Below are 24195 nucleotides of genomic sequence, written 5' to 3'. Positions count from 1 at the left end.
CATCGAGCACCGGTCATCGGGAGAGCCCCGCACCGCTTCTGCGGACATCCCGCAGAATGACCGCCGCGAAGCCGGTGGCGAACCGCTCCACGGCCGCCCAATCGGTGTAGTCGATGTCCTCGTGCACGTCGACGTGGTCCTCGTGGCGCATGGCGATCAAGTGCATCAACACGCGCGTTGGCAGGTTGTACTCCACGAACTGGAAGGCGCCGGCGAACGCCGCGGTGGTGGTCGGTGTCCAGCCGGTCTCCTCGACCACCTGATCGATGAGCTGGCCGGTGGACGCGCGGGCCTCGTCGGTGTCGTCGGCCGCGGTGAGCGAGACCGAGAAGAACGCCGACGGGACCCCGTTGAGCGTCATGCGCCGCTCCGCGATCCAGTCGAGGATCGCCGGTTGATGGCGTCCCCTGTGGATCGACGCCCCGACGATCGCGCCGTCGAAGTCCGCGGGATCGAGCGACGCGCCGGACGTCCCGACCTCGCACACCGTGGTGCTCACGTCGCTCTCGCGCAGCACCGCGCCGATGCGCTGCGCGATCTTCTCCGTGTGCCCGTGGGTGCTGGCGTAGAGCACGAGCACGCGCGCGGTCATGCCGCCACCGACGCGTCGTAGGACATCGAGATCATGGAAGTGCTCCTCGTTGGCGTTCCCGGTTCTCCCATGACGGTCGCAGCGACCCGGCCGTCTGCCATCGGGCAGAACCCCACAGCCGCGTTGCGGGAAACCACGGAGGGCAACGCGGAGTGCTCGGCGTAGCTTCGAGTCCATGCACGTCTCCTCCCGTCCGCCCCACGTCGTCATCGCCGGCGGCGGCGTCGCCGCCGTCGAGTGCGCGCTCGCCCTGCGCGACCTGGCGGGCGACCGCGTGCGCCTCACGATCGTCGCGCCCGACCCCGACTTCGAGCTGCGCCCGATGCGCACCGCCGAGCCGTTCGCGCGCAGCCACGTCCGACGCCACGCCCTGAAGGACCTCGCCGCGCACGTCGGCGCCGAGCTCATCGCCGACACCATCGTCCGGGTCGACGCCGACCGCCACACGCTGCTGCGCGCCGGCGACCGGACGGTGGCCTACGACGCGCTCGTCCTGGCCGTCGGCGCCCAGCGCCGCACGGCGTTCGAGCGCGCGCTGACGTTCACCGGCGACCGCTCGACGCTGCCCTTCAACGGCCTGCTCGCCGACGTCGACGAGGGCTACGCCCACACCATCACCTTCGTCGTGCCGCCCGGCACGACCTGGCCGCTGCCGCTCTACGAGCTCGCGCTCATGACCGCCCAGGAGGCCTGGTCGATGGGGGCCGACGACATCAAGCTGCAGCTCGTCACGCCGGAGGAGTCCCCGCTCGCGCTCTTCGGGCCGCTGGGCAGCGCGGCCGTCGCCAAGCTCCTCGAGCAGGCGAAGATCGCCTTCCACGGCAGCTGCTACGCCCGCGCGGGCGACGACGGCCGCCTCGAGCTGCTGCCCGACGGCACGCCGCTGGACAGCCAGCGGGTCGTCGCGCTGCCGACCATCGAAGGCCCCGCGATCGCCGGCGTGCCGGCCGACGACCACGGATTCGTCCCGGTCGACGAGCACGGCCGCGTCACCGGGCTCACCGACGTCTACGCCGCCGGCGACGGGACCACGTTCCCGGTCAAGCAGGGCGGCCTCGCCTGCCAGCAGGCCGACGCGGTCGCCGAGATCCTGGCCGCCGCCGCGGGCGTCGACCTCCAGCCGACCCCGTTCCACCCCGTCCTGCGCGGCCGGCTGATGACCGGCCGCGGCGCCGCCTACCTCGAGCACGCCCTGCACGGCGGCGCCGGCGACACGCCGCCGCGCGAGATGCGCCTGTGGTCGGTCGCCCACAAGATCGACGGCAAGTACCTCTCACCCTGGCTCGCGGCGCTGGAGCCCGGCGCCGCGGCCGCGCCGGCCGAGGACCACGCCGGCGACGTCGAGATCGAGGTCGAGCTCCACCCCTCCCCGGAGGCCGCCGCGACCTGATGACGTCGATCGCGGCGCGTGCCTCGTCGCGGGGCTACGCTGGCCGCATCGATGGACACCGCCTCGGACCCGCTCCGCATGGGTCGCCTGCTCGATGCGGGCCGGGCGCTCGTCGGCGAGCTGGATCCCCAGGCGGTCCTCGAGCGGATCCTCGCCGCCGCGCGCGAAGTCACCGGCGCGCGCTACGCGGCGCTCGCCGTGCTCGACGAGCACAACGAGGTGGACCACCTCATCACCATCGGCATCGACGAGGCGACGCGCGCCGCCATCGGCGACCTGCCGCGCGGCCGCGGTGTCCTCGGTCTCTTCTGGGAGCAGTCACGCCCGTTGCGGCTGGCCGACGTCGGCGACCATCCGCGCAGCGCCGGAGTCCCGCCCGGCCACCCTCCGATGCGCAGCTTCCTCGGCGTGCCTATCCGCCACCACGACGCGCCCTGGGGCGGCCTGTACCTGACCGAGAAGCTCGGCGGCCCGTTCACCGAGGCCGACGAGGAAGCCGCCGTCATCCTCGCCGACTGGGCCGCGACGGCCATCGAGGAAGCGCGCCGGACCCGGCGCAGCGAAGGTCGCCGGGTCGCCGACGCGCCGGTGGTCCCGAGCGGCGACAGCGGGCTGGAGCGCGTGCTCGAGCTGATCGTCCAGCGGGGTCGCGCGCTGATCGACACCAGCGGTCGTGGACCGGCGGACGCCCTGACCAAGGACGACGAGCAGCGGTTGCGCGACTTCGCCGCGAGTGCCGCGACCGCGGTCGCGCTGGCCCAGAGCGTCGAGTCCGATCGGTTGCGCAGCCTGATGGCCGCCGCCGACGCCGAGCGCAGCCGCTGGGCGCGCGAGCTGCACGACGAGACGCTCCAGGGCCTCGGCGCGCTCCACCTCCTGCTCGCCGCGGCGCGCCGGCGCGGCGACGCCCGGCAGACCGAGCTGGCCGTCGACGAGGCCATCGCGCACATCCAGCAGGAGATCGAGAACCTCCACGCAATCATCACCGACCTGCGCCCGGCGGCGCTCGACCAGCTCGGACTGCGCCCCGCGCTCGAGGCGCTCGTCGAGAGCCGCGGCGCCCACGGCCCGCCGACGATCGCCGCCGCGCTCACCCTTCCCGGCCCGGCCGACGGCGACGAGCGGCTCGCGCCCGAGGTCGAGTCCACCATCTACCGCCTCGTCCAGGAGGCGCTCACCAACGTGATCAAGCACGCCGACGCTCGCCATGCGCAGGTGACGATCGTCGCGGCCGACGGCGTGGTGAGGATCGAGGTCCGCGACGACGGCGTCGGGTTCGCCACCGACACGCCCGCGACAGGGGGCTACGGCCTGACCAACATGCGCGAGCGGGTCACGCTGGCCGGCGGGACGCTGACGATCGCGTCCGACGCGGGCGGGACCGTCGTGCGCGCCGACGTGCCGGCACGCGCGCGCGGCTAGGCCGCCGGCGTGCGCCGCAGCGCCGCGAGGCGGTCGGCGACGCGCACGCTGACGTACTCCTCGCCGCGCGCGGCGCTGAGCACGGCGGGCGTCAGCTCGCCGTCGGCGTCGTGCTTGACGACGAAGCCGCGCGCGCCGGAGGCGAGCGTCGCCTGGGCGAAGGCCGTGCTGTCCTCCATCGTGAGCACCACGATCTCGGTGCCCGGCACCCGCCGGCGCAGGCGGCGGATCGCCTCGATGCTCGTGCCGTTCGACATCCCCAGGTCGATCACCAGCACCCGCGGCGCGAGGTCCTCGACGTCGCGCGCGACCGCCGCGAGGTCGTTGGCCTCGGCCACGACGGCGATGCGGTCGTCGCCGTCGAGCAGGCGCCGCAGGCCCCGTCGCGTCAGCGCGTGGTCGTCGGCGAGGACGACCCGGACCGGGTCTTCGATGGACACCCCTTCACGCTAGTCCGCGCCCCGCTCGGCGGTCAGCGGGAAAAGACGCGGATCGGCCGCGGCAAAACACCCACCGCGACGTCAGCGGTCGACGAGGTGGTGGTCCAGCGCGTAGCGCACCAGGTCGGCGCGGGACGTGACCATCAACTTCTGATGGATGCTCGCGCGATGGGACTCCACCGTGCGGCCGGAGATGAACAGCTGCTGGGCGATCTCCGCCGTCGTGTGCCCGAGCGCGATCAACCGCAGCACGTCGATCTCGCGGTCCGACAGGTTGCCGGGGTGCCCGCGCGGCGACTCGGCCGCGATCCTGGCCCCCAGGCGCGGGTTGAGGTAGCGCTCACCGGCGGCGGCACGACGCACGGCCTCGACCAGCTCGCTGTCGGCAGCCTGCTTGAGGACGTAGCCCGTCGCGCCCGCCGCCAGCGCGTCGCGCGCGTAGGCCGGATCCTGCTGCATGGTCAACACCACGATGTAGGTCTCGGGGAAGTCGACGCGCAGGCCCGGGATCGCGTCGCGGCTGGCCTGGCCCGGCATGTTGAGGTCGAGCACGAGGACCCGCGGATGATGGCCGAGCACGTACCGGCGCGCCTCCTCGACGTCGCCCGCCTCGGCGAGCACCTCGAAGTCCTGCTCCTCGTCGAGCAGCAGGCGCAGCCCGCGACGCACGACCGGATGGTCGTCGGCGAGGACGATGCCGATCGCGGGCGTGTCGGGTGCGTCCATCACGCATCAAGGTAGTCCTCTTGCGGGGCTGCTCCGCACGGCGTCGGCGGTCCTCGCGCCGTAACCGCGCGGACGCCGGCGCGCCCGATCAGCGCGAACGGTTTGCATTAAGCCGATCGACGGGCGTACGGTCGTCGGTGCCCGGCGTGAGGCCGGGGTCGGACCGAGCCAGGGAGCCGAGCAATGAGCTCTGCCAGCGTCCCGCCGTCGGGAACCTCGCGCCTGCACCGGATCGCCAGCGCCTTGACGCCCGCGGAATGGCGCCGCGCCGCCGCCCTGGCCGCTGCCATCGTCGGCCTGCACGTCGTCGGCTTCGGCCTGCTGTTCGCCTGCGTCGTCCCCCACCACTTCGACCTCGGCTCCGGCACCGGCGTGTTCGGCATCGGCGTCGGGATCACCGCCTACACCTTGGGGCTGCGCCACGCCTTCGACGCCGACCACATCGGCGCGATCGACAACACCACGCGCAAGCTGATGGCCGAGGGCCAGCGGCCGCTGAGCGTCGGGTTCTTCTTCTCGCTCGGGCACTCGACGATCGTCTTCGCGCTGGCGGCGCTCTTCGCCGTCGGCGTGCGCGGCCTGAGCGGTGACGTCTCCAACGACGGCTCGACGCTGCACGAGGCCACCGGGTTGATCGGCCCGACGGTCTCGGGGTCGTTCCTGTTCATCGTCGGCCTGATCAACCTCGCCGTGCTCTACAGCATCGTCCGCGTGTTTGAGCGCATGCGCCACGGCGACTACGACGAGCAGCAGCTCGAGCACCAGCTCAACTCGCGCGGGTTCATGAACCGCTTCCTGGGCCGCGCGACCCGGGCGGTCAAGCGGCCCTGGCAGATGTACCCGGTCGGCGTCCTGTTCGGCCTGGGCTTCGACACCGCCACCGAGATCGCGCTGCTCGCGACCGCGGGCGCGGCGGCGACCGGCGGGTTGCCGTTCTACGCGATCCTCTGCCTGCCGATCCTCTTCGCCGCGGGCATGTCGCTGCTGGACACGATCGACGGCGCGTTCATGAACTTCGCCTACGGCTGGGCGTTCGCCCGGCCCGTGCGCAAGGTGTACTACAACATCACCATCACCGGGTTGTCGGTGATGGTGGCCCTGCTCATCGGCACGATCGAGCTGATCCAGGTGCTCTCCGACAAGCTCAGCCTCACCGGGCCGTTCTTCGACTCGATCAACGGCCTCGACTTCAACCTGATCGGCTACGTCATCGTCGCGCTGTTCGTCGTCACCTGGGCGGTCGCGCTCGCCGTCTGGCGCTTCGGCCGCATCGAGGAGCGCTGGTCGGCGCACCTGACCGACACCGAGGTCGCGTGATGCCCGACGCCCCGCGCAGCCCGCGCCTGCCCTTCGACGACATCGAGGAGATCGTCGCCGCCACCCGCCGCCAGGGCGGCCGCATCACCGCCGCCCGCAGGCAGCTGCTGGAGGTCCTGTTCGCCGCCGAGGGCCCGATGTCGGCCGAGAGCATCGCGCGCGCCCTGGCCCATCGCGGCACCGAGATCGAGCTGTCCTCCATCTACCGATCGCTCGAAGCCCTCGAGCAGCTCGGCGCCGTCCGCCACGTCCACATCGGCCACGGCCCCGGCCTCTATGCGCTCACCGGCCGCAGCGAGCGCGAGTACCTCACCTGCGAGCGCTGCGGACGCGTGACCACGCTCGACGCCGCGGAGCTCGATCCCGTCCGCACGCTGATCCGCGACCTGACCGGCTACGAGGCCCGCTTCACGCACTTCCCGATCATCGGGCTGTGCGACAGCTGCGCGGCGCGGAACACCCCAGGTTGAGCTGGAGCACCATGATCTGACCTGGCCTGTCGGCGCCCTCCCCCACGCAGGACGGCCTGACCGACCGCGAGGAGCCGCCCGTCATCGACGAGCAGCCGCGGGAGTCCTGAGCTCGTTCATCCCTTGCCCTCCTTCGCCAGGGACGTCGTCGCAGGCCGGAGGCTGACCATGGATCCCGACGATCTGTCGCCTCGACGTCGGCAAGTTCAGACGTCCCGCCCCTTGTCCCGAGACGGAGGCCGGCAGCAGACTCCGCGCCTCCGCCGATGCCGCCGCGCGATCCGACAGACAGGCTGGACGCGCGTGCGCGAGCGCGCGTCGTCGTCGTGGGCGACGGCGACCTCGCCAGCGAGCTCGTCGAGCAGTTGCGCCGGCGTGGCGCGCCCTGCCTGCGGCTGCGCCGGCCGACCGATCGCGAGCTCGCGCGGACGCTGCGCGACGTGCCGCGGTTCGTGGCGATCATCAGCCACGACGACATCTACGCGCTGCGGCTCGCGCTCGTCGCCGAGCACGCGCAGCCCGGCGTGCCGCTGCTCGTGACGATCTTCGATGCCACCGTCGCCGCGCAGGTCGTCCGGACCGTCCCCAACTGCCACGTCGTCTCGCTCGCCGACGCGGCCGCCCCGGTCCTCACCGCCGACTGCACCGCGTCGTTGCCGACCACGCGCGCCCACCAGCGACTGTGGTCCGTCGCGACGTCGCAGCTGCGCCCCTACGACGCGTCGTCGCGCCTGCTGGTCTACGGCGTCGCCGGCCTCGCCGCGATCCTCGGCGCCGAGACGTTCACCAACGCCCTCGCCTTCGGCCATCCGCTCACCGCGTCCTTCTACGACGCGGCCAAGGCCACCGCGACCGTCGGGCCGGACACGATCGCCGACGAGGGCCCGGCCGGCTACGCCACCGCGATCGGCGCGCTGATGCTCATCAGCACCGCGCTGACCGCCGCGGCCACCGCCGGCCTCATCAACCGCCTGACCACGCGCCGGCTCGTCGCGCTCGTCGGGCGCCGGACGCTGCCGCGCCGCGACCATGTCATCGTCGTCGGCCTCGGCCAGGTCGGCCTGCGCCTCTGCCTCATGCTGCGCCAGCGCGGCGTGCGCGTCATCGCCATCGAGCGCGACGCCGCCATGGCCAACGTCCACCTCGCCAAACGCCTGGGCATCCCGGTGATGATCGGGGACGGCAGCGAGCGCGGGCTGCTGACGCGGCTGCGCGCGCAGCGGGCGCTCGCGCTGGCCTCCGTCACCTCCGACGACCACGTCAACATCGCCGTGAGCGTCGCGGCGCTCGCGACGCGGCCCGACCTGCGCGTCGTCCTCCGCGCCGGCGACGACGACGCGGTCACCGAGACTCGCGCGCTCTTCCCGATCGGCGTCGTCCGCGACGTCAACCGGCTGGCGGCGGCGCGCTTCGCGGAGATCGCGCTGGGTCCGACGCCGTGCTGATCGGCGCCGCGCCCGCCTCGGACTGCGCATCCCGCTCACACCGTTCGCAAGGCCACGGTCGGCGGCAGCCGCGACGCTCGGACGGCCGGCATCAGCCCGGCGAACGCGCCGATCAGGATGGCCGAGGCGATGCCGCCCGACCAGGCTTCGACGGGGATGACCACGGTCCAGTGCCTCGTGCTGGCGTAGATGGCCGTGGCGACGATCCCGGCGAGCACGCCGACGATGCCGCCGAGGACGGCGAGCAGGATCGACTCGGCGAGGAACTGCGTCCGGATCTGGCGCTTCGTCGCGCCGAGGGCGCGACGGAGGCCGATCTCGGAGCGACGTTCCAGCACCGAGATGATCATGATGTTGGCGACCCCTACGGCACCCACGATCAGCGCCACGACCCCGAGCCCGAGGAACAGGCTGTCGAAGGCTCCGGCCGCCGCGGCGCGTGCGGTGAGCACGTCGGAGGGCTGGCTGACGTTGACCTCGTTGGGTGCCTCGGGGTTGGCGGTGGGCGCGAGCAGGGCCTGCGTCGCGGCCTCGTGGCCGGTGGCGGCGCGCACGTAGATCGTGCTCGGTGGGCCCGCCTGCTGCTCGCCGCGGGCGATGCTCACGTAGCCGAGGTACTTCTGGGCGGCGGGGTAGCCGACGAGGGCGCTGGTGTCGATGTCGGTGGCCAGCGGTGAGGGCTCCAGGATGCCCGCGACGGTGAACCACTGGCCGCCCAGCCAGATCCGCTGATCGGCGTGGACGCGGTCGATGCCCAGGCGCGCGGCGGCGACCGCCCCGAGCACTACGACCGGCTGGCGGACGGTGCCCGCGTTGAGCCAACGGCCGCGGGCGACGCCGGTGTTGAGCACCGGCAGCAGGTTCAGGCTGGTGGCCCGCACCTGCAGGCCACCGGTGTTGCCCACCGGGATCAGCGAGCTGCGGTAGGCCTTCTCGTGCTTCATCAGGCCGGTGTGCGCCAGCGCCTGGACGTCGTCCAGAAGCGTGATCCGCCCAGGCGCCTGGACCGGAAGCGGGGCGTCCTGCCCGGTGACGCTCTGCCCGGCCTCGACGGTGAGCAGGTTCGTGCCGAGCCGGTCGATCTCCGCGAGCAGCCCGGCCTGCGACGAGGCGGACAGCCCGAGGATCGCCACGATCGCCGCCGTGCCGATCGCGATCCCCAGCGCGGACAGCGCGGCGCGCAGCGGCCGCGCGCGCAGCCCGACGCTCGCCACCCGCAGGCCGTCCCGCGGCGACAGCCGCCCGGCCGTCGCGCTCATGCCGCGCCTCCGACGTCGGCGACCACTTGGCCGTCCAGCATCCGGATCTGGCGCGGGAGCTGATCGGCGAGGCCGCCGTCGTGGGTGATCATCACGATGGTGGCGCCGGCCGCGTTGAGCTCGCGGATGAGCGCCATGATCGACGCGCCGGTGGCGCTGTCGAGGTTCCCGGTCGGCTCGTCGGCGAGCACGATCGCGGGACGTCCGACGAGGGCCCGGGCGATCGCCACGCGCTGCCGCTCCCCGCCGGAGAGCTTGGTGGGCTTGAACGTCGCGCGGTGGGCGAGGCCGACCCGTTCGAGCGCCTCGTCGGCGCGCCGGTAGCGCTCGGAAGACGACCCACCCGCCCCGCCGGCGTAGAGCAGCCCGTCGGCGACGTTCTCGCGCACCGTGGCATGCTCGGCGAGGAAGAACTGCTGGAAGACGAACCCGATCTGCCGGGCCCGCAGCCGCGACACCGCGCCGTCGTCCAGCTGCGCCGCGTCGATCCCGTCGATGCGGACCACGCCACCGGTGGGCCGTTCCAGCGTCCCCATGACGTGCAGCAGCGTGGACTTGCCCGACCCGGAGGGCCCGACGATCGCCACCAGCTCGCCACGCTGCACGGCGAAGGACACTCCGCGCAGCGCGAGGACGCCAACCCCACCCACCCGCGGCTCGCCGTAGACCTTGGTCACCGCGTCGAGCTCCAGAACGGCGGTCACAGCGACGGCACCACCACGCGGTCGCCCGCGCGAAGGTCGCCGTCGACCTGGACGCGGCCGTCGGCCGTGTCGAACAGGCCGACCCGCACGGCGACCAGGTCGCGTCGCGCGCCGGCGCGCACCACCTCGACCGCGAACCCGCCGCCGGCCTTGCCGACCAGCGCGGTGACCGGGACGCTCAGGGCGTTCTCCACGCCCGCGGTCGTGATGTCCACCTGGACCGGCGCGCGATCCAGCCCGCGCGCCTTGCGTGGGTCGTCGAGGCTGATGGAGGTGGGGATGGTCGCGTCGGCGGCGCTGCCGTCCTGCCCGGCGGGGGCTTGGGCGATCCGTCCGAAGCCGGCGACCCTGCCCGTGACCGTCGTGTTGCCCGGCAGCGTGATCTGCGCGCGGTCGCCCCGCTTGACCTGCCCCTGATCGGACGGCTCGAGGTTCACCAGCACGTGCAGGGTGTCGGAGGTGGCGTCCAGCGCCCGAGCCCCCGGCCGAGCGCCCTCGCCGAGCTCGCCGGTGACCTTGGCGATCCGCACCGCCTCGGGCAGGAACACCGCGTCTCCCAGCGCAAGGGAGCCGTCCACGTGCACGCCCTTGCGGCGCTGGAGCCCCTCGAGCGCCTGCTCCGTCTTCGTGGTGAACGCGTCGCCGGCGCCGCGCAGGTGCAGGTTGCGGTTGAGCTGTCGGACGTCCTGACCCACATCGCCGACGCGGAGCGCGCGGTAGGCCGGCACCGCGCCGCACAGCAGCAGCACCGGGTGCTCGTCGACGCGGTAGATCACGCCGCCGCAGCCGACCTCGTCCCCGGTCTCGGGCAGCGTGGTGTAGACGCCGCGGGCCTGGTTGACGACCGAGTACGGCGAGCCGTCCGGTCGCGCGCGATAGGTCAGGGTCCCGCTCTGGGAGACGACGGCCGACAGGTCGCCCTTCTGCACCGTCGCGGTGCTCGCCGGCGCCGCCTGGGCGTCCCCGGTCGTGTGGTCAGCGCCGGACAGCACGACCACTCCGGCGATCACGGCGACGACAACGACGACGGCCGCGCCGGTCAGCACCCGGCCTTTCCGCCTCACCCCTGGCCCCCCGTCGTCAGTCCCAACTGCGAGCCGCACTTCTTCATCGCGGCGTTGAGGACGGTCATGCCACCGGGCCGGTTGGAGGACGGGATCTTGGTCGTGTCGACGAGCGGGTCGCCGTTGGCGGGGTCCGGGAAGTCCTCCACGCCGTTCTCGCGGATGCACTCGGCGAACCTGAGGCTCGCCGTCTGCTCCTTGGGGCTGCGCTTCGAGCTCAGGGCGCCCGGTGGCTGCAGGTCCTTGCACGCGTCGACGGCCTTCCGCCACACCGCGGGGCTCACGCTGACCCCGTATCGGAACTCGCCCTTCGCGTCGGGGTCCGGGAAGTCGCCGACGCCGTGGTTGCGGATGCACTCGGCGAACTTCACCGCCTTGTCCTGATCGGTGGCGCTGGTGCTCCCGCCGGTGCCGGTGCTGCCGGCGGTGCCGGTCGTGGAAGGCGCGTTGGAACCGCAGCCCGCGCTGGTCAGGCTGGTCAGAGCGACCAGCGCGAGGGCGGTCAACGGTCGGAGTCTTCTCTTGGTCAACGTCGCATCCTCGGGTCTTGGGTCGGGTCGGCGTACGTGGGCGGGCAACCGTGATCGACGGCCTCGGGCCGCAGCTCGTAGTGCCAGGACTCGTTGCCGTAGGTCTGGCACAGCCCGTAGGCCGCGCCGTGCTCGGACAGCCACGCCGCGGCATCGCGCCCGAGGTCGACCGCGTCCCCCGACACGTGCGCCGACGTGTTGGGGCTGGCCACCCAGCGGGCCGCCTCCGCTGCTGAGCCGTACTCCGAGATCGCCTCCTGGAGCAGGCGTTCCTGGTACGCGGGGGAACGCCAGCCGCTGTCGACGGCGAGCTCGACGCCGTCGTCCTTGGCATCGGTGGCCGCTCGGCGCAGGGCGCCGAGAAGCGCGGGATCCAGCTTGGCCACGCCGGGGATCGCGTCATCGACGACCATCACGCCGTCGGGGACGGCGCCGTCGGCCTCGCCGAGCGCACCACGGAGCTCACCGGGAGCGGCGCCGATGGGCGATGCGGCTGCCGAGGACGAGGACCCCGTCGAGGACGAGGACGCCGGCCACTGGTCGCCGAGGGCCGCGGCGATCGCCGCGATGGCGACCAGCAGGCCGGCGACGCGGAGCTTGCGGATCCGGATCCGGCCGGTCGTCGTTCGCGCTGGTTCGCCGTAGGTCACGCCGCCAGTCAAGGCAGCGCGGCGTTGCCGGCCCGTATGCGGTTTCCGATACGCCGACGACATGCGCCAGCTCGTAGCATCGGCGCATGCGCGTGTTGCTCGTCGAGGACGAGCCCTACATGGCAGAAGCCATCCGCGACGGCCTGCGGCTGGAGGCGATCGCCGCCGACATCGCCGCCGACGGCGACACCGCCCTGGAGCTGCTGGGCGTCAACACCTACGACATCGCCGTCCTCGACCGCGACGTTCCCGGACCGACCGGTGACGAGATCGCCAGGCGGATCGTCGCCTCCGGGAGCGGCATGCCGATCCTCATGCTGACCGCGGCCGACCGTCTCGACGACAAGACCACCGGGTTCGGGCTCGGCGCCGACGACTACCTCACCAAGCCCTTCGAGCTGCAGGAGCTCGTGCTCCGGCTGCGGGCCCTCGACCGCCGGCGCGCGCACAGCCGGCCGCCCGTGCGAGAGATCGCGGGCCTGCGGGTGGATCCGTTTCGGCGGGAGGTCTACCGCGACGATCGCTACGTGGCGCTGACCAGAAAGCAGTTCGCAGTGCTCGACGTCCTCGTCGCCGCCGAAGGTGGGGTCGTCAGCGCCGAAGAGCTCCTCGAACGAGCGTGGGACGAGAACGCGGACCCGTTCACCAACGCCGTGCGCATCACGGTCTCGGGCCTGCGCAAGCGCCTCGGCGAGCCCTGGATCATCGCCACCGTGGCCGGCGCCGGGTACCGCATCGACACCGGGGCCGAGGGACGCGGCCGTGGATAGAGCGCCCGGATTGAGCGTCCGCCTCAAGCTCACGCTCAGCTACGCCGCGTTCCTGATGCTCGCGGGCGCCCTGCTGCTCGCCGTCGTGTGGGTGTTCCTCCTGCGGTACGTCCCAGACCGCGCGATGCTCGTCACCGATCAGTCCATCACCGGGGTCTTCCCCGTCCGGTCCAACCTCCTGCACGTCTTCGCTCCGCGTGCGGCCGCGGCGTTGGCGTTCCTCCTCGTGTTCGGCCTCGTGGGCGGATGGCTGCTCGCCGGCCGCATGCTCGCCCCCCTGACCCGCATCACGGACGCCACGCGCATCGCCGCGACCGGATCGCTCTCCCACCGAATCCGGCTGGAAGGCCGCAAGGACGAGTTCCGCGAGCTCGCCGACGCCTTCGACACCATGCTCGCCCGGCTCGAGGCGCAGGTCGCCGAACAGCAGCGATTCGCCGCCAACGCCTCCCACGAGCTGCGGACCCCGCTGGCGATCACGCAGACCCTGCTCGACGTGGCCCGCAACGATCGACGCCGCGGCGACGACGACGAGCTGGTCGACCGCCTCCATGCCGTCAACACCCGAGCGATCGACCTCACCGAGGCACTGCTCCTGCTCAGCCGCGCCGACCAGCGGTCGTTCGTCCCCGAGCACGTCGACCTGTCGCTCATCGCCGAAGAGGCCACCGAGACGCTCCTCCCCTTCGCGGAGCGACGCGGCACCACCATCGAGACCTCCGGCGACGCGACCCCGACCAGCGGCTCACCCGCGCTCCTGCTGCAGATGGCGACGAACCTCGTGCACAACGCGGTCGTCCACAACCTGCCCGACCAGGGCACCGTGTGGGTCACGACCCGCGCGCACCCGGCGAGCGTGGTGCTCACCGTCGAGAACACCGGCGAGAAGCTCACCCCGCAGCTGGTCGCCACGCTGGGCGAGCCGTTTCGCCGCGGCTCCGAACGCATCCGCACCGACCACGCAGGCGTCGGCCTCGGCCTGGCGATCGTCAAGAGCATCACCCAGGCCCACGAGGGCACCCTGACGCTCACGCCCAGGCCCGGTGGCGGCCTCTGCGTCACGGTGCAGCTCCCGGCGCCGCGTCCCCAGTAGCCGGCCGCGACGCGGTGGGGCGCCGCTGCGGCGGGAGGCTTCCGCTCCCCACCGCGACCTCGGAGTCCTCCATGCACCGCACCGCCCTCACCGTCCTCAGAGCCGCGCTCCTGGCCGGCGCCTACGAGCCGGCCGTCCCCAACGGCGACCACGACCCGCGTTGCCGAGCCCGCGGCGGGCGAGCTCGACGAGCTGCTCCTCGCGAGCGGTCAGCGCGATCGCCGCCTCGGGCCCGAGGCCCTCGAGCCGCGGCGGCGTCCCGCCCTGCTCGGCGTCGTGCAGCTCGCGCGCCCGGGCCGCGGCGCGGCGCGCGGAGTCCTGCCGGCCGTCCTGCGCGAACAGCGACGCGGCGTCGGCCGCGGCCTCCGTCGCGTAGCGCCGAGTCGCCGGGGCGAATGTTGGTGTCACCTACAGTTCCTGCTATGTTGGTGCGACCAACACTCCCGACGCAAGACCTAGGAGAACGATGACCACCGCGACACCAGGCGTCCTGATCGTGGGACGCAGCCCATTGGTCCTCGAAACCACGCTCGCGCTCCTCTCCGAGCGCGGGTACGACGCGCACGCGACCAGCGACTTCGGCGACATCACCGGCCAGTTCGACGCCGCCGAGCTGGACGTCGTGGTGCTCGGCGGGCAGGTCCCGCCGGACCGGAAGGCCGAGATGCGTGAGGCGCTCCGGGCCGTGAACCCGCGCCTCGCGGTCGTCCAGGGGCTCGCCGGCATCCCCGGGCTGCTCGTCGACCAGGTCGAGGCCACCGTGGCCGGCGAGACGGCGGTCCCGGGACAGGCGCCCGTCTACGACGCGGAGCAGCGCGCGATCGAGCTGGTGCTGTTCGCACCGCTCGAGGTCGAGGTCACGGTGTACTGGATCACGGAGCTGGTGCCGCCGAACCCCAAGAGCGCGTCGGCGATCCTGGTGCAGGGCGCCCTGCGGGCAGGCGAGCACCGCGTGCGCGTCCCCGACGCCGTCGCGCTCGACGCCGCCTTCGCCACGGTCGTGGCCGGCGCCGCGTCCTGGTCGTTCCGGCTGACCCCGCCCGCCGGCTGAGCGGCGCGCGTCAGCGATGTTGGCCGCACCATCACTGGTAGGGTCGCGCCGATGCAGAACGAGCCACACGTCGGCTCTGGCCCGGCCCGCCTCCGCGACCGGCCGACGTGGCTGATCAGCCGCACCTACGCGCGTTCGCACCGGATCCTCAACGAGGCGTTCGCCCAGTCGGAGACCGGGCTGCGCAGCTACCACTACCGCCTGCTCGCCGCGCTCGACGAAGCGGGTCCCTCCAGCCAGGCGGAGCTCTCGCGCGGCACGGGAGTGGACCGCAGCGACGTCGTCGGCGTGCTCGGCGACCTCGAGCGGGCGGGCCTGATCCGACGCACGGTGGACCCGGCCCACCGCCGGCGCAACATCGTGACCCTGACCGGCGCCGGCGAGCAGCAGCTCAAGGCCCTCGACCGCGTCGTCGACGAAGCCCAAGAACGCGTCATGGCACCGCTGACGACCTCCGAGCGGACGCGGCTCCTCCAGCTCCTGCGCCGGCTGGAGGACCCGGCTTAGACACGCGCGACGACCACCACCCGGGATCTCCCGGTCGGCCTTGGCCTAGAACTCGTGCTAGGGCGTCCCGGTCGCGGTCATGACGCGCCACAGCTCGGGCTTCTCCTCGGCCGTGGCGACCGCGCCCGAGCCGTGAGGTGGTCGGCCTCGACCTGCACGGCCACGATCGGATCGTCTTGGAGGTTGAGCAACCAGCCGGGTGGATCGCCCCCGCCGTTGGAGGCCACCACCAGGTCGTGGTCTCCGTGAACAGCGGGACGTCCATCAGCTGATCTTCTCCGCCAGCTCGACGATGATCCCGGCCGGGCCGCGCACGTAGCAGAGCCGGTAGCTGTTCTCGTAGCTCACCAGCTCGCCGACCAGCTCGCCGCCATGGGCTCGCAGGCTGGCCAGGGACGCCTCGATGTCGTCGACGACGAACAGGATGTGGCGGATGCCCGGTGCGTTGGCCGGCGCCGGCGCGTCGTCGCCCTCGTACGACGGCGAGCGGTACTTGGCCAGCTCGAGCTGGGGCCCTCCATCCGCGGTCCGCAGCATCACGACGTCCGCCCGCACGCCTTCGAGCCCGTTGATGCGGTCCACCAAGCCGCCCTCGACGGACGTCTCGCCGTCCACCTCGAGCCCGAGCGCGACGAAGAACGCGGTCGCCGCCGCGAGGTCGTCGACGACGATGCCGATGTGCTCCAAGCGCAGGACGGTCATGAACGGCGTCCGCTCCCCTCCTGCGGGGTGTGCTCGTCGTGCAGCAGGTACTTCGGCATCGTGGTCTCCTGGTGTCGTCGGCCGCGCCCCTCGCAGCCTTTCATCTCATGAGCGGAGCCGGTCAGCGCTTCTCGACATGACTGCGCCAGCCGCAGCCGCGCGGGCCATCTCGCGTCCCGCAGCCTTCCCGTGTGGCTGGGCCGGCTGTTCTGCGACAACACGTCCAAGGACTCCTCAACATGCTCCTCGACGCATGCCGACAGGCCGGTTCGGTGATCCCGAGGTGCGTCCTCAGGTCAGCACCGCCACCAACCACGCGCCCGTCGCCACCAGCGTGGCCGCCAGCTCGATCGCGATCGAGAGGCCGATCGCGCGCAGCGCCTCTTGGGTGGATCGCCAGGCTGGCTCGTGCTGGCCCAGCCGCCGGCGCTCCTGGAGGTACACGCCCAGCGGGAACCCGATGAACAACCCGACGATCGGGACGAGGAAGAAGACGACGACGGCGAGCAGCACGCCGGCCAGGATCGACGCGCGTGGGACGCCGGCGTCGCGGAGGCGCCGTCCGGGCACGAGCACCTTCACGACCTGCGCGATGCCGATCGACAGCGTCGCGATGGCCAGCACCACCCATGCGGTCGCCGAGCCGACCGACAGCGCCCAGACCGCGATCGCCGCCCACGCCAGCAGCGCGCCGGGAAGAACCGGGAGGACGACGCCGACGATGCCCACGGCGATCGCCAGGCCGACGAGGACGAGACCGGCGTCACTCATCGCCGCACCGCCCACGCCGCGACGATGCTCGTTGTCGCGCGGTCGTCATTTCCGCGCAGCTTGACGCACCGCGGAGCGACGCTCGGCGCGGCGCCCCGCGGGGCTGAGCGGCGCGCTGCAGGAATTGGACCGCGCGTCGCGCACCGCACCCACCTCCGCCAGGCGACGGCACGATGGTCATCGACCCGCTCGCCGAGCGCCGCGTCCGCCGCACCGCTCGGCACGGTGGCGTTGCACGAGCGCCTCGTGCACCGCGGTGCGGTCCGGCACGTGGCAGTCGACGGACGGGGGTTCGCCCCCGTCAGAGGTGTCGATCAATCCGTGTTCTTGCGAACGCGCCGGTAGCGTTCATAGGCGACGCGCGAGCCGAAGGTCCTGGTTTCGATCAGGTCGAGCGAGACGTCTTCGGTGACCGGCGGCAGGAACGGCGTGCCGCCACCGGTGACGACCGGATGGCGGAACACGCGCAGTTCGTCGACGAGGCCGAGATGGATGGCCGATCCGGCTAGACCGGCGCCGCCGATCGCGACGTCCTTGTCGGTCGCCTTCAACGCCGCAGCGACCTCCTCGGCCACCGATGCCTCGGCGAGTCGGGCGTGTCCTTCGACGCTGGCGAGTGTGCGGCTGAACACGATCTTCGGGAGCGCGCACCAGACGTCGGCAAACGCGGTCCTGGCCTCGTTGTCGCGCAGCGACGGATCCGTCTCCCACACCAGCATCGTCTCGTAGAGCCGGCGGCCGAGGAGGTACCCGCCGAGCTCGCGGACCTGCGCGAGGTGAAAGCCAAACAGCTCGTCGCTAGGGACCGTCCACGCAAACGCGCCGTGGCGGTCCGCGATGAAGCCGTCCACCGAGACGCCCATCGAGTAGATCAGCATGACTTCATGCCGTCACGCCGCATGGTGTGCGATTTGCTCCGCAATGTGCTCCGCGAGCCTACCGAGACAGTGACGCCCGAGCAAGAAAGGCCAGCAAACACGGGCCTTTCGATGTCATAATGGAGACAGGATTCGAACCTGCGACCGCGCAGCTCCCAGCCGCGATGCGGCGGCGCCCAGGCGCATCCCGTGGGGTCTACGACGGTTCCGCCTGGCTCAATCGCCCTGAGTCGCGCTCGATGTGTACCGCGGCGTGCGTCGAGCCGACGCCGATGCGACACGGCGCGTCGAAGGCCGTGCCGACGAGCCCGCGCCGCGAGAGTCCTAGGCCGCGGCCGGTGTGGCGGCGACCGGCGGCGGCTTGGTGCGGCGGGCGCGATGGGGCGATGCTCATCGGAAGGCTTGGATGCCGGTCAGTGCGCCGCCGACGACGAGGGCGTGGACGTCGGCGGTGCCCTCGTAGGTCACGACCGACTCGAGGTTGTTCATGTGGCGGATGACGGGGTACTCGAGCGTGATGCCGTTGGCGCCGAGCACCTGCCGCGCTTCGCGGCAGACCTCCAGGGCGGCGTCGACGTTGGCGAGCTTGCCCATGCTGACGTGCTCGGGCCGCAGCAACCCCTGGTCCTTCATCCGGCCCAGGTGCAGCGCCAGCAGCGTGGCCTGGTTGACCTGCAGCGCCATCTTGGCCAGCTTGGCCTGCTGGAGCTGCGTGCCGGCGATCGGCTTGCCGAACGCCATCCGGTCCCCGGCGTAGGCCAGCGCGGCCTCGAAGCAGGCGCGCGCGGCACCGACCGCGCCGAACACGATCCCGAAGCGCGCCTCGTTCAGACAGCTCAGCGGCCCGCGCAGCGACGTCGCCTCGGGCAGCATCGCGCTGGCGGGCAGCCGCACGTCGTCAAGCAACAGCTCGCTCGTCACGCTCGCACGCAGCGACAGCTTCTTATGGATGTCCTGCGTCGAGAATCCCGGCGTGCCCCTCGGCACCACAAAGCCACGGATGCCCTCGTCGGTCGCCGCCCACACCACCGCCACATCGGAGACGCTGCCGTTGGTGATCCACATCTTCTGACCATGCAGCACCCAGTCCTCCCCGTCGCGGCGGGCGCGGGTGCGCATCGCGCCGGGATCGGAGCCGGCGTCGGGCTCGGTCAACCCGAAGCAGCCGATCGCCTCCCCGGCCGCCATCCGCGGCAGCCACTGCTGCTTGTGCTCCTCACTGCCCCAACGCCAGATCGCATACATCGCCAACGACCCCTGCACCGAGACCAACGAACGCACACCGCTGTCACCGGCCTCCAACTCCAAGCACGCCAGACCGTAGGCCGTCGCCGACGCACCCGCACAGCCATAACCGGTCAAGTGCATGCCCAACACCCCCAACCTGCCCAACGCCGGCGCCAACTCAGCCACCGGCACCTCACCCGCCTCAAACCAATCCCCCACACCCGGCAGGATCTCGCCCGCCACGAACGCGCGCACGCTGTCACGCATGTCCCGCTCCTCATCGGAGAGCAGCTGATCGATCCCCAGGAAGTCCTTGGGGCGGATCGCGGGCGGAGCAGCGGAGACGGTCATGCGGCAGTCCTTGGTGCGGTTGGATGGAGAGGAGACGGGGTCAGCGCGGCACGAACGCGAAGACCCGGGACGGGCTCCCGGTGCCGCCGACGAGCTTCAACGGCGCGACGACGATGACCGCGCCCGTCTCGGGCAGTGCGTCGACGTTGGCGAGTTGCGTCAGGCCGTAGCGCCCGGCCCCGAGCAGGAAGTTGTGGACGGGGAACGGCGGATCGAAGCCACCGGCGGCGCCTGCGTCGATGCCGACCGTCTCCACGCCCCATCCCACCACGCCGGGATGCTCGCTCAGCCACCTGGCCGCCTCGACGTCCGGGCCGGGGGTCGCGGGGCCGCTGGGCCCGGCGTTCAGGAACGCCTCCTCGTTCGACGCCCGCGCGCCCCAGCCCGTGCGGAAGATCAGCCAGGTGCCGGGCTCGATCGGCCCGAAGTCGCGCTCGAAGGCGTCGAGGTCCGCGGCCGTCAGGACGTAGCCGGGGTCTGCGGCGACCTCGGCCGTCCGATCGATGACCTTGACGGGGCCCACGAGCCGCTGCGGCGGGATCGAGGCGACGTCCTCGCCGTCGCGGCCGGTGATCCAGTGGACCGGGGCATCGATGTGCGTGCCAGTGTGCTCGCCCAGCTCCAGGACGTCCCAGGCCCAGGCCGGCCCGGCGTCGTCGAACCTGCTCAGCGTCCGCCGCGAGAGGTGCGGCGTGTTGGCGAACGGCTCGGGCAGCCGGAGGACCGGCGTCTGCTCGCTCAGCGGCTGCGTGAGGTCGACGACCTCCACGGTTCCGTCCGCCAGCGCCGCGGTGAGGTCGGCGAGCTGCGTTGCCTGTGACATCAACAATCCCTCAGATCTCGGAATGGTTCGTTCATTGTGCAGATCACCGGGGCCATCTGCCGACCATCGTGAAGCATACCCCGGTCGTCAACGGGACGGTGCCGGGGCCATCCAGCGGGGACGTCCGTACACACATCACCTCGCTCTTGTGTAGACAGATTTGGATGAGGGTCGTACCCTAAGGACGTAGTCCAGCTTCTCGAGGAGGGTGAGCGCATGGCCGAGCGGTCGTTCGCCAACGAAGTCCAACTGCTTCGTCACGGCGCCGGAACCACATTGCATGTCGAAGGCATCCTGGCCGTCACGAAGGCCCTGCTGCAGTCCGGCGTCGCCTACGTCGGCGGGTACCAGGGTGCACCGATCTCGCACCTCATGGACGTCCTCGGCGACGCCCGCGAGATCCTCGACGAGCTCGGTGTCTACTTCGAGAACAGCGCGTCGGAGGCCACCGCGGCGGCCATGCTGGCTGCGTCGGTCCACTACCCCTTGCGGGGGGCCGTCACCTTCAAGTCCACGGTGGGCCTCAACGTCGCCTCTGACGCGCTGGCCAACCTCTCCAGCGGTGGCGTGACGGGCGGCGCGCTCGTCATCCTCGGAGAGGACTACGGCGAGGGCTCGAGCATCATGCAGGAGCGCTCGCACGCGTTCGCGATGAAGTCGCAGATGTGGCTGCTCGACCCGCGGCCGAACGTCGAGGCGATCGTCGACGCCGTCGAGAGCGGCTTCGAGCTGTCGGAGGCCAGCAGGACGCCGGTGATGCTCGACCTGCGCCTGCGCTCCTGCCACCTGCACGGTGGGTTCGTCGCCAAGGACAACAAGCGCCCTCCGGTGACGGTCACGGACGCCATCGAGAACCCCGTGCGGGACGTGAGTCGCGTCGTCCTGCCGCCGGCGAGCTTCCTGCACGAGCAGGAGAAGGTCGCCGACCGGTGGCCCGCCGCCGTGCGCTTCATCAAGGAGCGTGGCCTCAACGAGGTCATCAACGACGACCTCGCCGACGTCGGGATCATCTCCCAGGGCGGGTTGTACAACACCTTGAACCGCGCGATGGAGCTGCTCGGCTGCTCCGACGCCTACGGCAACACCAAGGTCCCGCTCTACGTCATGAACGTGACCTACCCCGTCGTCGACGACGAGATCGTCGCGTTCTGCGCCGGCAAGCGCGCGGCGCTCCTGCTCGAGGAGGGCCAGCCCGACTACCTCGAGCAGAACCTCAACGCGATCCTGCGCCGCAACGACGTGGCCACAGCGCTGCACGGCAAGGACCTGCTGCCGGTCGCCGGCGAGTACACCACCGCCGCGATCACGCGCGGGCTCGAGGCGTTCCTGGACCGCTACCTCCCGGACGTCATCGAGCACCGGCCCTCGCTGCTGCTCGACAAGGACGACCCGGCCAGCCCGTTCGCCCAGCACGTCGAGCCCGACCAGGTCCTGCCGCGCCCGCCCGGGCTGTGCACCGGTTGCCCGGAGCGGCCGATCTTCAGCGGCCTCAAGCTCGCCGAGCGGGAAACCGGCCAGCACCACGTCAGCGCCGACATCGGCTGCCACCTGTTCGCCATCAACGCGCCGTTCGACCTCGGCGCGACCACGATGGGCTACGGGCTGGGATCGGCGGCCGCCGCGGCGCTCAACAGCAAGGACGCCGACCGCAAGACCGTGGCGATCATGGGCGACGGCGGCTTCTGGCACAACGGCCTGACGAGCGGCATCGGCAACGCCGTGTTCAACAAGAACGACCAGGTGGTCGTCGTCGTCGACAACGACTACAGCGCGGCGACCGGCGGCCAGGACGTGCTGTCCAGCCACGCCGACACGCCGCTGCGGTCCACGCAACATCCGATCGAGAAGGCCGTCCGCGGCGTCGGCGTGGAGTACGCCAAGACGATCGACGACACATACGACGTCGGCAAGGTGCGCGACACGTTCCTCGAGGCGTTCACCTCGGACGAGCCGGGACCGAAGGTGCTCGTGATGCAGAGCGAGTGCCAGCTCAACCGCCAGCGCCGGGTCAAGCCCGAGATGCGCAAGGCCCTGAAGGAGGGCAAGCGCGTCGTGCGCGAGCGCTTCGGCGTCGACGCCGAGACGTGCACCGGCGACCACGCGTGCATCCGGATCTCGGGGTGCCCGTCGCTGACGATCACCTCCAACCCGGACCCGATGCGCACCGACCCCGTCGCCACCGTGCTCGACAGCTGCGTCGGCTGCGGCGTATGCGGTGCCAACGCCCACGCCGCGGTGCTCTGCCCGTCGTTCTACCGGACCGACGTGATCCACAACCCGACCACGAAGGACAAGGTGTTGGTGAAGCTCCGCCGTTGGTGGATGAAGCGCCTGTCGGCGGGCGCGGAACGCCGCGCCGTGCAGATCGAGGCCGCCGCCTGATGTCGAGCTGGTCCGAGGGGCAGCGCCCGATCACGTTGGCGATCCTCGCCCTCGGCGGTGAGGGCGGCGGCGTCCTGGCCGACTGGATCGTCACGGTCGCCGAGGAGCATGGCTGCTTCGCGCAGAACACCTCGGTCGCCGGCGTCGCCCAGCGCACCGGAGCCACCGTGTACTACGTCGAGATCTTCCCGCCCCTCGCGGCCGAGAGCCGCAACGGCGCGTCGTCGGTCCGCCGCGAGCCGGTCATGAGCATCTTCCCCACACCGGGCGAGGTCGACGTCGTGATCGCGTCCGAGCTGATGGAGTGCGGTCGCGCGATCCAGCGTGGCTTCGCGACGGCGGACCGCACGACGCTCATCACGTCGACCAGCCGCGTGTACTCGATCGACGAGAAGATGGCGCTCGACGACGGGCGCATCGACGAGGCGTCGCTGCTGGCCTCGGCGCGTACCGCCTCCAGGACGCTCGTCGCCGCGGACTTCGCCGACATGGCCGAGAAGGCCGGCAGCGTCATCAGCGCGTCGCTGTTCGGAGCGGTCGCCGGATCGGGCGCGCTGCCGTTCACGCGCGAGCAGTTCGAGGCGCCGATCCGCGCGTTCGGCAAGGGCGTCGAGTCCTCGCTGGCGGCGTTCGCCGCCGGGTACGAAGCCGCGACCGCGCCGTCGGACGTCGAGGGCATCGAGCTGCCGCTGACCACGTGGTCGGGCGGGGCGCCGGCCCAGGGCGGGGGCTCGCAGGCCGCCGAGGGGCGCAAGGCGCACCGCGAGACCCGCCGCAACGAGCAGGCCGCGACGGATCCGAGCGTCCTGGTGGGGCCCGCGCTGCGGCCGCTGGCCGAGCGCGTGCGCGAGCTGCCTGCCGCGGCGCGGTCGATGGTGCTCGACGGGCTGGTGCGCACCGCGCTCTACCAGGACGTCCCCTACGCCGAGCGCTACCTCGGGCGCGTCACGCAGTTCGCCGCCGCCGACCCGGACGCCTGCGGCGAGGCGCGGCTGACCAAGGAGGCCGCGCGCCACGTGGCGTTGTGGATGTGCTACCAGGACACCATCCAGGTCGCCGCGCAGAAGACCCGCCGGGCACGGATGGACCGCATCCGTCAGGAGGCCAAGGCCAGGCCCGACCAGCTCATCGAGGTCCGCGAGTTCCTGCATCCGCAGATCGACGAGATCACCGACACGATGCCGGTTTGGATCGGCAAGTGGATGAAGCATTCCAAGACGGTGAACAACGTCGTGCGCAAGGCGACCCACAAGGGCATGATCTTGAACACGACCTCGGTGGCCGGCTACACGCTCCTGACCGTCATGGCCCGCGTCCGACCGCTCCGCCCGCGCTCGTTCCGGTTCGCCCGTGAGCAGGCGGCGATCGACCAGTGGATGGGCCGGGCGCTCGTGACCGCGCGGACCGATGCCGACCTCGCCCGCGAGATCGTCGAATGCCAGCGCGTGCTCAAGGGCTATGGAGCGACCTACGAGCACGGGAGCGAGAGCTTCGCGAAGCTCATGCAGGCCGCCGGCCGCCTCGATGGCGCGAAGGACGCGGCGTCGCGGCTTGCCGACCTCCGCGCGGCGGCGCTCGCCGACGAGGGTGGCGCCGCGCTCGACGCCAAGCTGGTCGGCCTCGGCGCCTGA

The 24195-nt window shown here is 72.0% G+C and carries 26 protein-coding genes; 11 read left to right on the top strand and 15 right to left on the bottom strand.

Going from position 1 to position 24195, the window contains the following annotated elements:
* Window positions 1-13: 13 nt before the first annotated feature.
* Entirely contained in the window at window positions 14-592 is a 579-nt protein-coding gene (locus DSM104299_RS10500) for a flavodoxin domain-containing protein (protein ID WP_272477252.1), read from the bottom strand.
* Window positions 593-767: 175 nt separating this feature from the next.
* Between DSM104299_RS10500 and DSM104299_RS10495 the strand changes: the two genes are divergently transcribed.
* On the top strand, window positions 768-1982 hold the full coding sequence (locus DSM104299_RS10495; protein WP_272477251.1) for an FAD-dependent oxidoreductase: 1215 nt from the start codon (window positions 768-770) through the stop codon (window positions 1980-1982).
* Window positions 1983-2033: 51 nt separating this feature from the next.
* Entirely contained in the window at window positions 2034-3404 is a 1371-nt protein-coding gene (locus tag DSM104299_RS10490; protein ID WP_272477250.1) for a GAF domain-containing sensor histidine kinase, read from the top strand.
* Here DSM104299_RS10490 and DSM104299_RS10485 read toward each other — a convergent pair.
* Together DSM104299_RS10485 and DSM104299_RS10480 are read right to left on the bottom strand one after the other, a co-directional pair.
* Window positions 3401-3844, bottom strand: a complete 444-nt coding sequence (locus DSM104299_RS10485) for a response regulator (protein ID WP_272477249.1) — start codon at window positions 3842-3844, stop codon at window positions 3401-3403. The two genes, DSM104299_RS10490 and DSM104299_RS10485, sit on opposite strands and share 4 nt — an antisense overlap.
* An 81-nt stretch (window positions 3845-3925) precedes the next feature.
* The gene (locus DSM104299_RS10480) at window positions 3926-4570 is read right to left on the bottom strand and encodes a response regulator (RefSeq protein WP_272477248.1); all 645 of its coding nucleotides are present in this window, start codon (window positions 4568-4570) and stop codon (window positions 3926-3928) included.
* Between the two features lie 183 nt (window positions 4571-4753).
* On the opposite strand from DSM104299_RS10480, the gene nicT reads away from it, so the two are divergent.
* The 3 genes from nicT to DSM104299_RS10465 all read left to right on the top strand — a co-directional run bounded on the left by nicT (window position 4754) and on the right by DSM104299_RS10465 (window position 7802).
* Complete coding sequence (gene nicT, locus DSM104299_RS10475; RefSeq protein WP_272477247.1) at window positions 4754-5887, top strand: Nickel transporter NicT; 1134 nt, start codon at window positions 4754-4756, stop codon at window positions 5885-5887.
* Window positions 5887-6357, top strand: coding sequence for a Fur family transcriptional regulator (locus tag DSM104299_RS10470; RefSeq protein WP_272477246.1), 471 nt, complete (start codon window positions 5887-5889; stop codon window positions 6355-6357). The genes nicT and DSM104299_RS10470 overlap by 1 nt, the downstream gene beginning before the upstream one ends.
* Window positions 6358-6683: 326 nt before the next feature.
* Window positions 6684-7802 carry a potassium channel family protein gene (locus DSM104299_RS10465; RefSeq protein WP_272477245.1) on the top strand — a complete coding sequence of 373 codons (1119 nt, stop codon included), beginning with the start codon at window positions 6684-6686 and terminating at the stop codon, window positions 7800-7802.
* A 35-nt stretch (window positions 7803-7837) separates the two neighbouring features.
* On the opposite strand, the gene DSM104299_RS10460 is transcribed toward DSM104299_RS10465, so the two are convergent.
* The 5 genes from DSM104299_RS10460 to DSM104299_RS10440 are packed head-to-tail and all read right to left on the bottom strand — an operon-like array spanning window position 7838 to window position 12009.
* Complete coding sequence (locus tag DSM104299_RS10460) at window positions 7838-9061, bottom strand: ABC transporter permease (protein WP_272477244.1); 1224 nt, start codon at window positions 9059-9061, stop codon at window positions 7838-7840.
* The gene (locus tag DSM104299_RS10455; protein ID WP_272477243.1) at window positions 9058-9765 is read right to left on the bottom strand and encodes an ABC transporter ATP-binding protein; all 708 of its coding nucleotides are present in this window, start codon (window positions 9763-9765) and stop codon (window positions 9058-9060) included. The genes DSM104299_RS10460 and DSM104299_RS10455 overlap by 4 nt, the downstream gene beginning before the upstream one ends.
* A complete protein-coding gene (locus DSM104299_RS10450) occupies window positions 9762-10811 on the bottom strand; it encodes an efflux RND transporter periplasmic adaptor subunit (RefSeq protein WP_272477242.1) in 1050 nt (349 codons plus the stop codon). Before DSM104299_RS10450 ends, DSM104299_RS10455 begins: the two co-directional genes overlap by 4 nt.
* 14 nt (window positions 10812-10825) lie before the next feature.
* Window positions 10826-11335: a hypothetical protein gene (locus DSM104299_RS10445; protein WP_272477241.1), complete on the bottom strand. Its 510-nt coding sequence runs from the start codon at window positions 11333-11335 to the stop codon at window positions 10826-10828.
* Between the two features lie 20 nt (window positions 11336-11355).
* Window positions 11356-12009 (bottom strand): M15 family metallopeptidase, encoded by a 654-nt coding sequence (locus tag DSM104299_RS10440; RefSeq protein ID WP_272477240.1) that lies wholly within the window; start codon window positions 12007-12009, stop codon window positions 11356-11358.
* An 86-nt stretch (window positions 12010-12095) separates the two neighbouring features.
* Between DSM104299_RS10440 and DSM104299_RS10435 the strand changes: the two genes are divergently transcribed.
* Entirely contained in the window at window positions 12096-12779 is a 684-nt protein-coding gene (locus DSM104299_RS10435; protein ID WP_272477239.1) for a response regulator transcription factor, read from the top strand.
* The gene (locus tag DSM104299_RS10430; RefSeq protein ID WP_349294502.1) at window positions 12772-13872 is read left to right on the top strand and encodes a sensor histidine kinase; all 1101 of its coding nucleotides are present in this window, start codon (window positions 12772-12774) and stop codon (window positions 13870-13872) included. Before DSM104299_RS10435 ends, DSM104299_RS10430 begins: the two co-directional genes overlap by 8 nt.
* A 96-nt stretch (window positions 13873-13968) precedes the next feature.
* Here the strand turns inward: DSM104299_RS10430 and DSM104299_RS10425 are convergent, their stop codons facing one another.
* Window positions 13969-14280, bottom strand: a complete 312-nt coding sequence (locus DSM104299_RS10425) for a hypothetical protein (RefSeq protein WP_272477237.1) — start codon at window positions 14278-14280, stop codon at window positions 13969-13971.
* 58 nt (window positions 14281-14338) lie between these two features.
* On the opposite strand from DSM104299_RS10425, the gene DSM104299_RS10420 reads away from it, so the two are divergent.
* A complete protein-coding gene (locus tag DSM104299_RS10420; protein WP_272477236.1) occupies window positions 14339-14923 on the top strand; it encodes a hypothetical protein in 585 nt (194 codons plus the stop codon).
* Between the two features lie 51 nt (window positions 14924-14974).
* Entirely contained in the window at window positions 14975-15430 is a 456-nt protein-coding gene (locus DSM104299_RS10415) for a MarR family winged helix-turn-helix transcriptional regulator (RefSeq protein WP_272477235.1), read from the top strand.
* A gap of 77 nt (window positions 15431-15507) precedes the next feature.
* On the opposite strand, the gene DSM104299_RS29370 is transcribed toward DSM104299_RS10415, so the two are convergent.
* The 6 genes from DSM104299_RS29370 to DSM104299_RS10390 form a co-directional block, all read right to left on the bottom strand.
* Complete coding sequence (locus tag DSM104299_RS29370; RefSeq protein WP_349294551.1) at window positions 15508-15663, bottom strand: nitroreductase/quinone reductase family protein; 156 nt, start codon at window positions 15661-15663, stop codon at window positions 15508-15510.
* A 31-nt stretch (window positions 15664-15694) separates the two neighbouring features.
* Entirely contained in the window at window positions 15695-16132 is a 438-nt protein-coding gene (locus DSM104299_RS10410) for a VOC family protein (RefSeq protein ID WP_272477234.1), read from the bottom strand.
* Window positions 16133-16423: 291 nt separating this feature from the next.
* Window positions 16424-16903, bottom strand: a complete 480-nt coding sequence (locus DSM104299_RS10405; protein ID WP_272477233.1) for a DUF456 domain-containing protein — start codon at window positions 16901-16903, stop codon at window positions 16424-16426.
* A gap of 314 nt (window positions 16904-17217) precedes the next feature.
* Window positions 17218-17781 (bottom strand): dihydrofolate reductase family protein, encoded by a 564-nt coding sequence (locus DSM104299_RS10400; protein WP_272477232.1) that lies wholly within the window; start codon window positions 17779-17781, stop codon window positions 17218-17220.
* Between the two features lie 390 nt (window positions 17782-18171).
* A complete protein-coding gene (locus DSM104299_RS10395; RefSeq protein ID WP_272477231.1) occupies window positions 18172-19359 on the bottom strand; it encodes an acyl-CoA dehydrogenase family protein in 1188 nt (395 codons plus the stop codon).
* A gap of 40 nt (window positions 19360-19399) precedes the next feature.
* Entirely contained in the window at window positions 19400-20182 is a 783-nt protein-coding gene (locus tag DSM104299_RS10390) for a cyclase family protein (RefSeq protein WP_272477230.1), read from the bottom strand.
* A gap of 216 nt (window positions 20183-20398) precedes the next feature.
* Between DSM104299_RS10390 and DSM104299_RS10385 the strand changes: the two genes are divergently transcribed.
* A complete protein-coding gene (locus tag DSM104299_RS10385; protein WP_272477229.1) occupies window positions 20399-22564 on the top strand; it encodes an indolepyruvate ferredoxin oxidoreductase subunit alpha in 2166 nt (721 codons plus the stop codon).
* A complete protein-coding gene (locus DSM104299_RS10380; RefSeq protein ID WP_272477228.1) occupies window positions 22564-24195 on the top strand; it encodes an indolepyruvate oxidoreductase subunit beta family protein in 1632 nt (543 codons plus the stop codon). Before DSM104299_RS10385 ends, DSM104299_RS10380 begins: the two co-directional genes overlap by 1 nt.

Origin of the sequence: Baekduia alba (assembly GCF_028416635.1) — a bacterium.
In the GTDB taxonomy this organism is placed as follows: Bacteria; Actinomycetota; Thermoleophilia; order Solirubrobacterales; family Solirubrobacteraceae; genus Baekduia; species Baekduia alba.
Note: the sequence above shows the minus strand (reverse complement) of the source record. Positions and strands in the feature narration are given on the sequence as shown.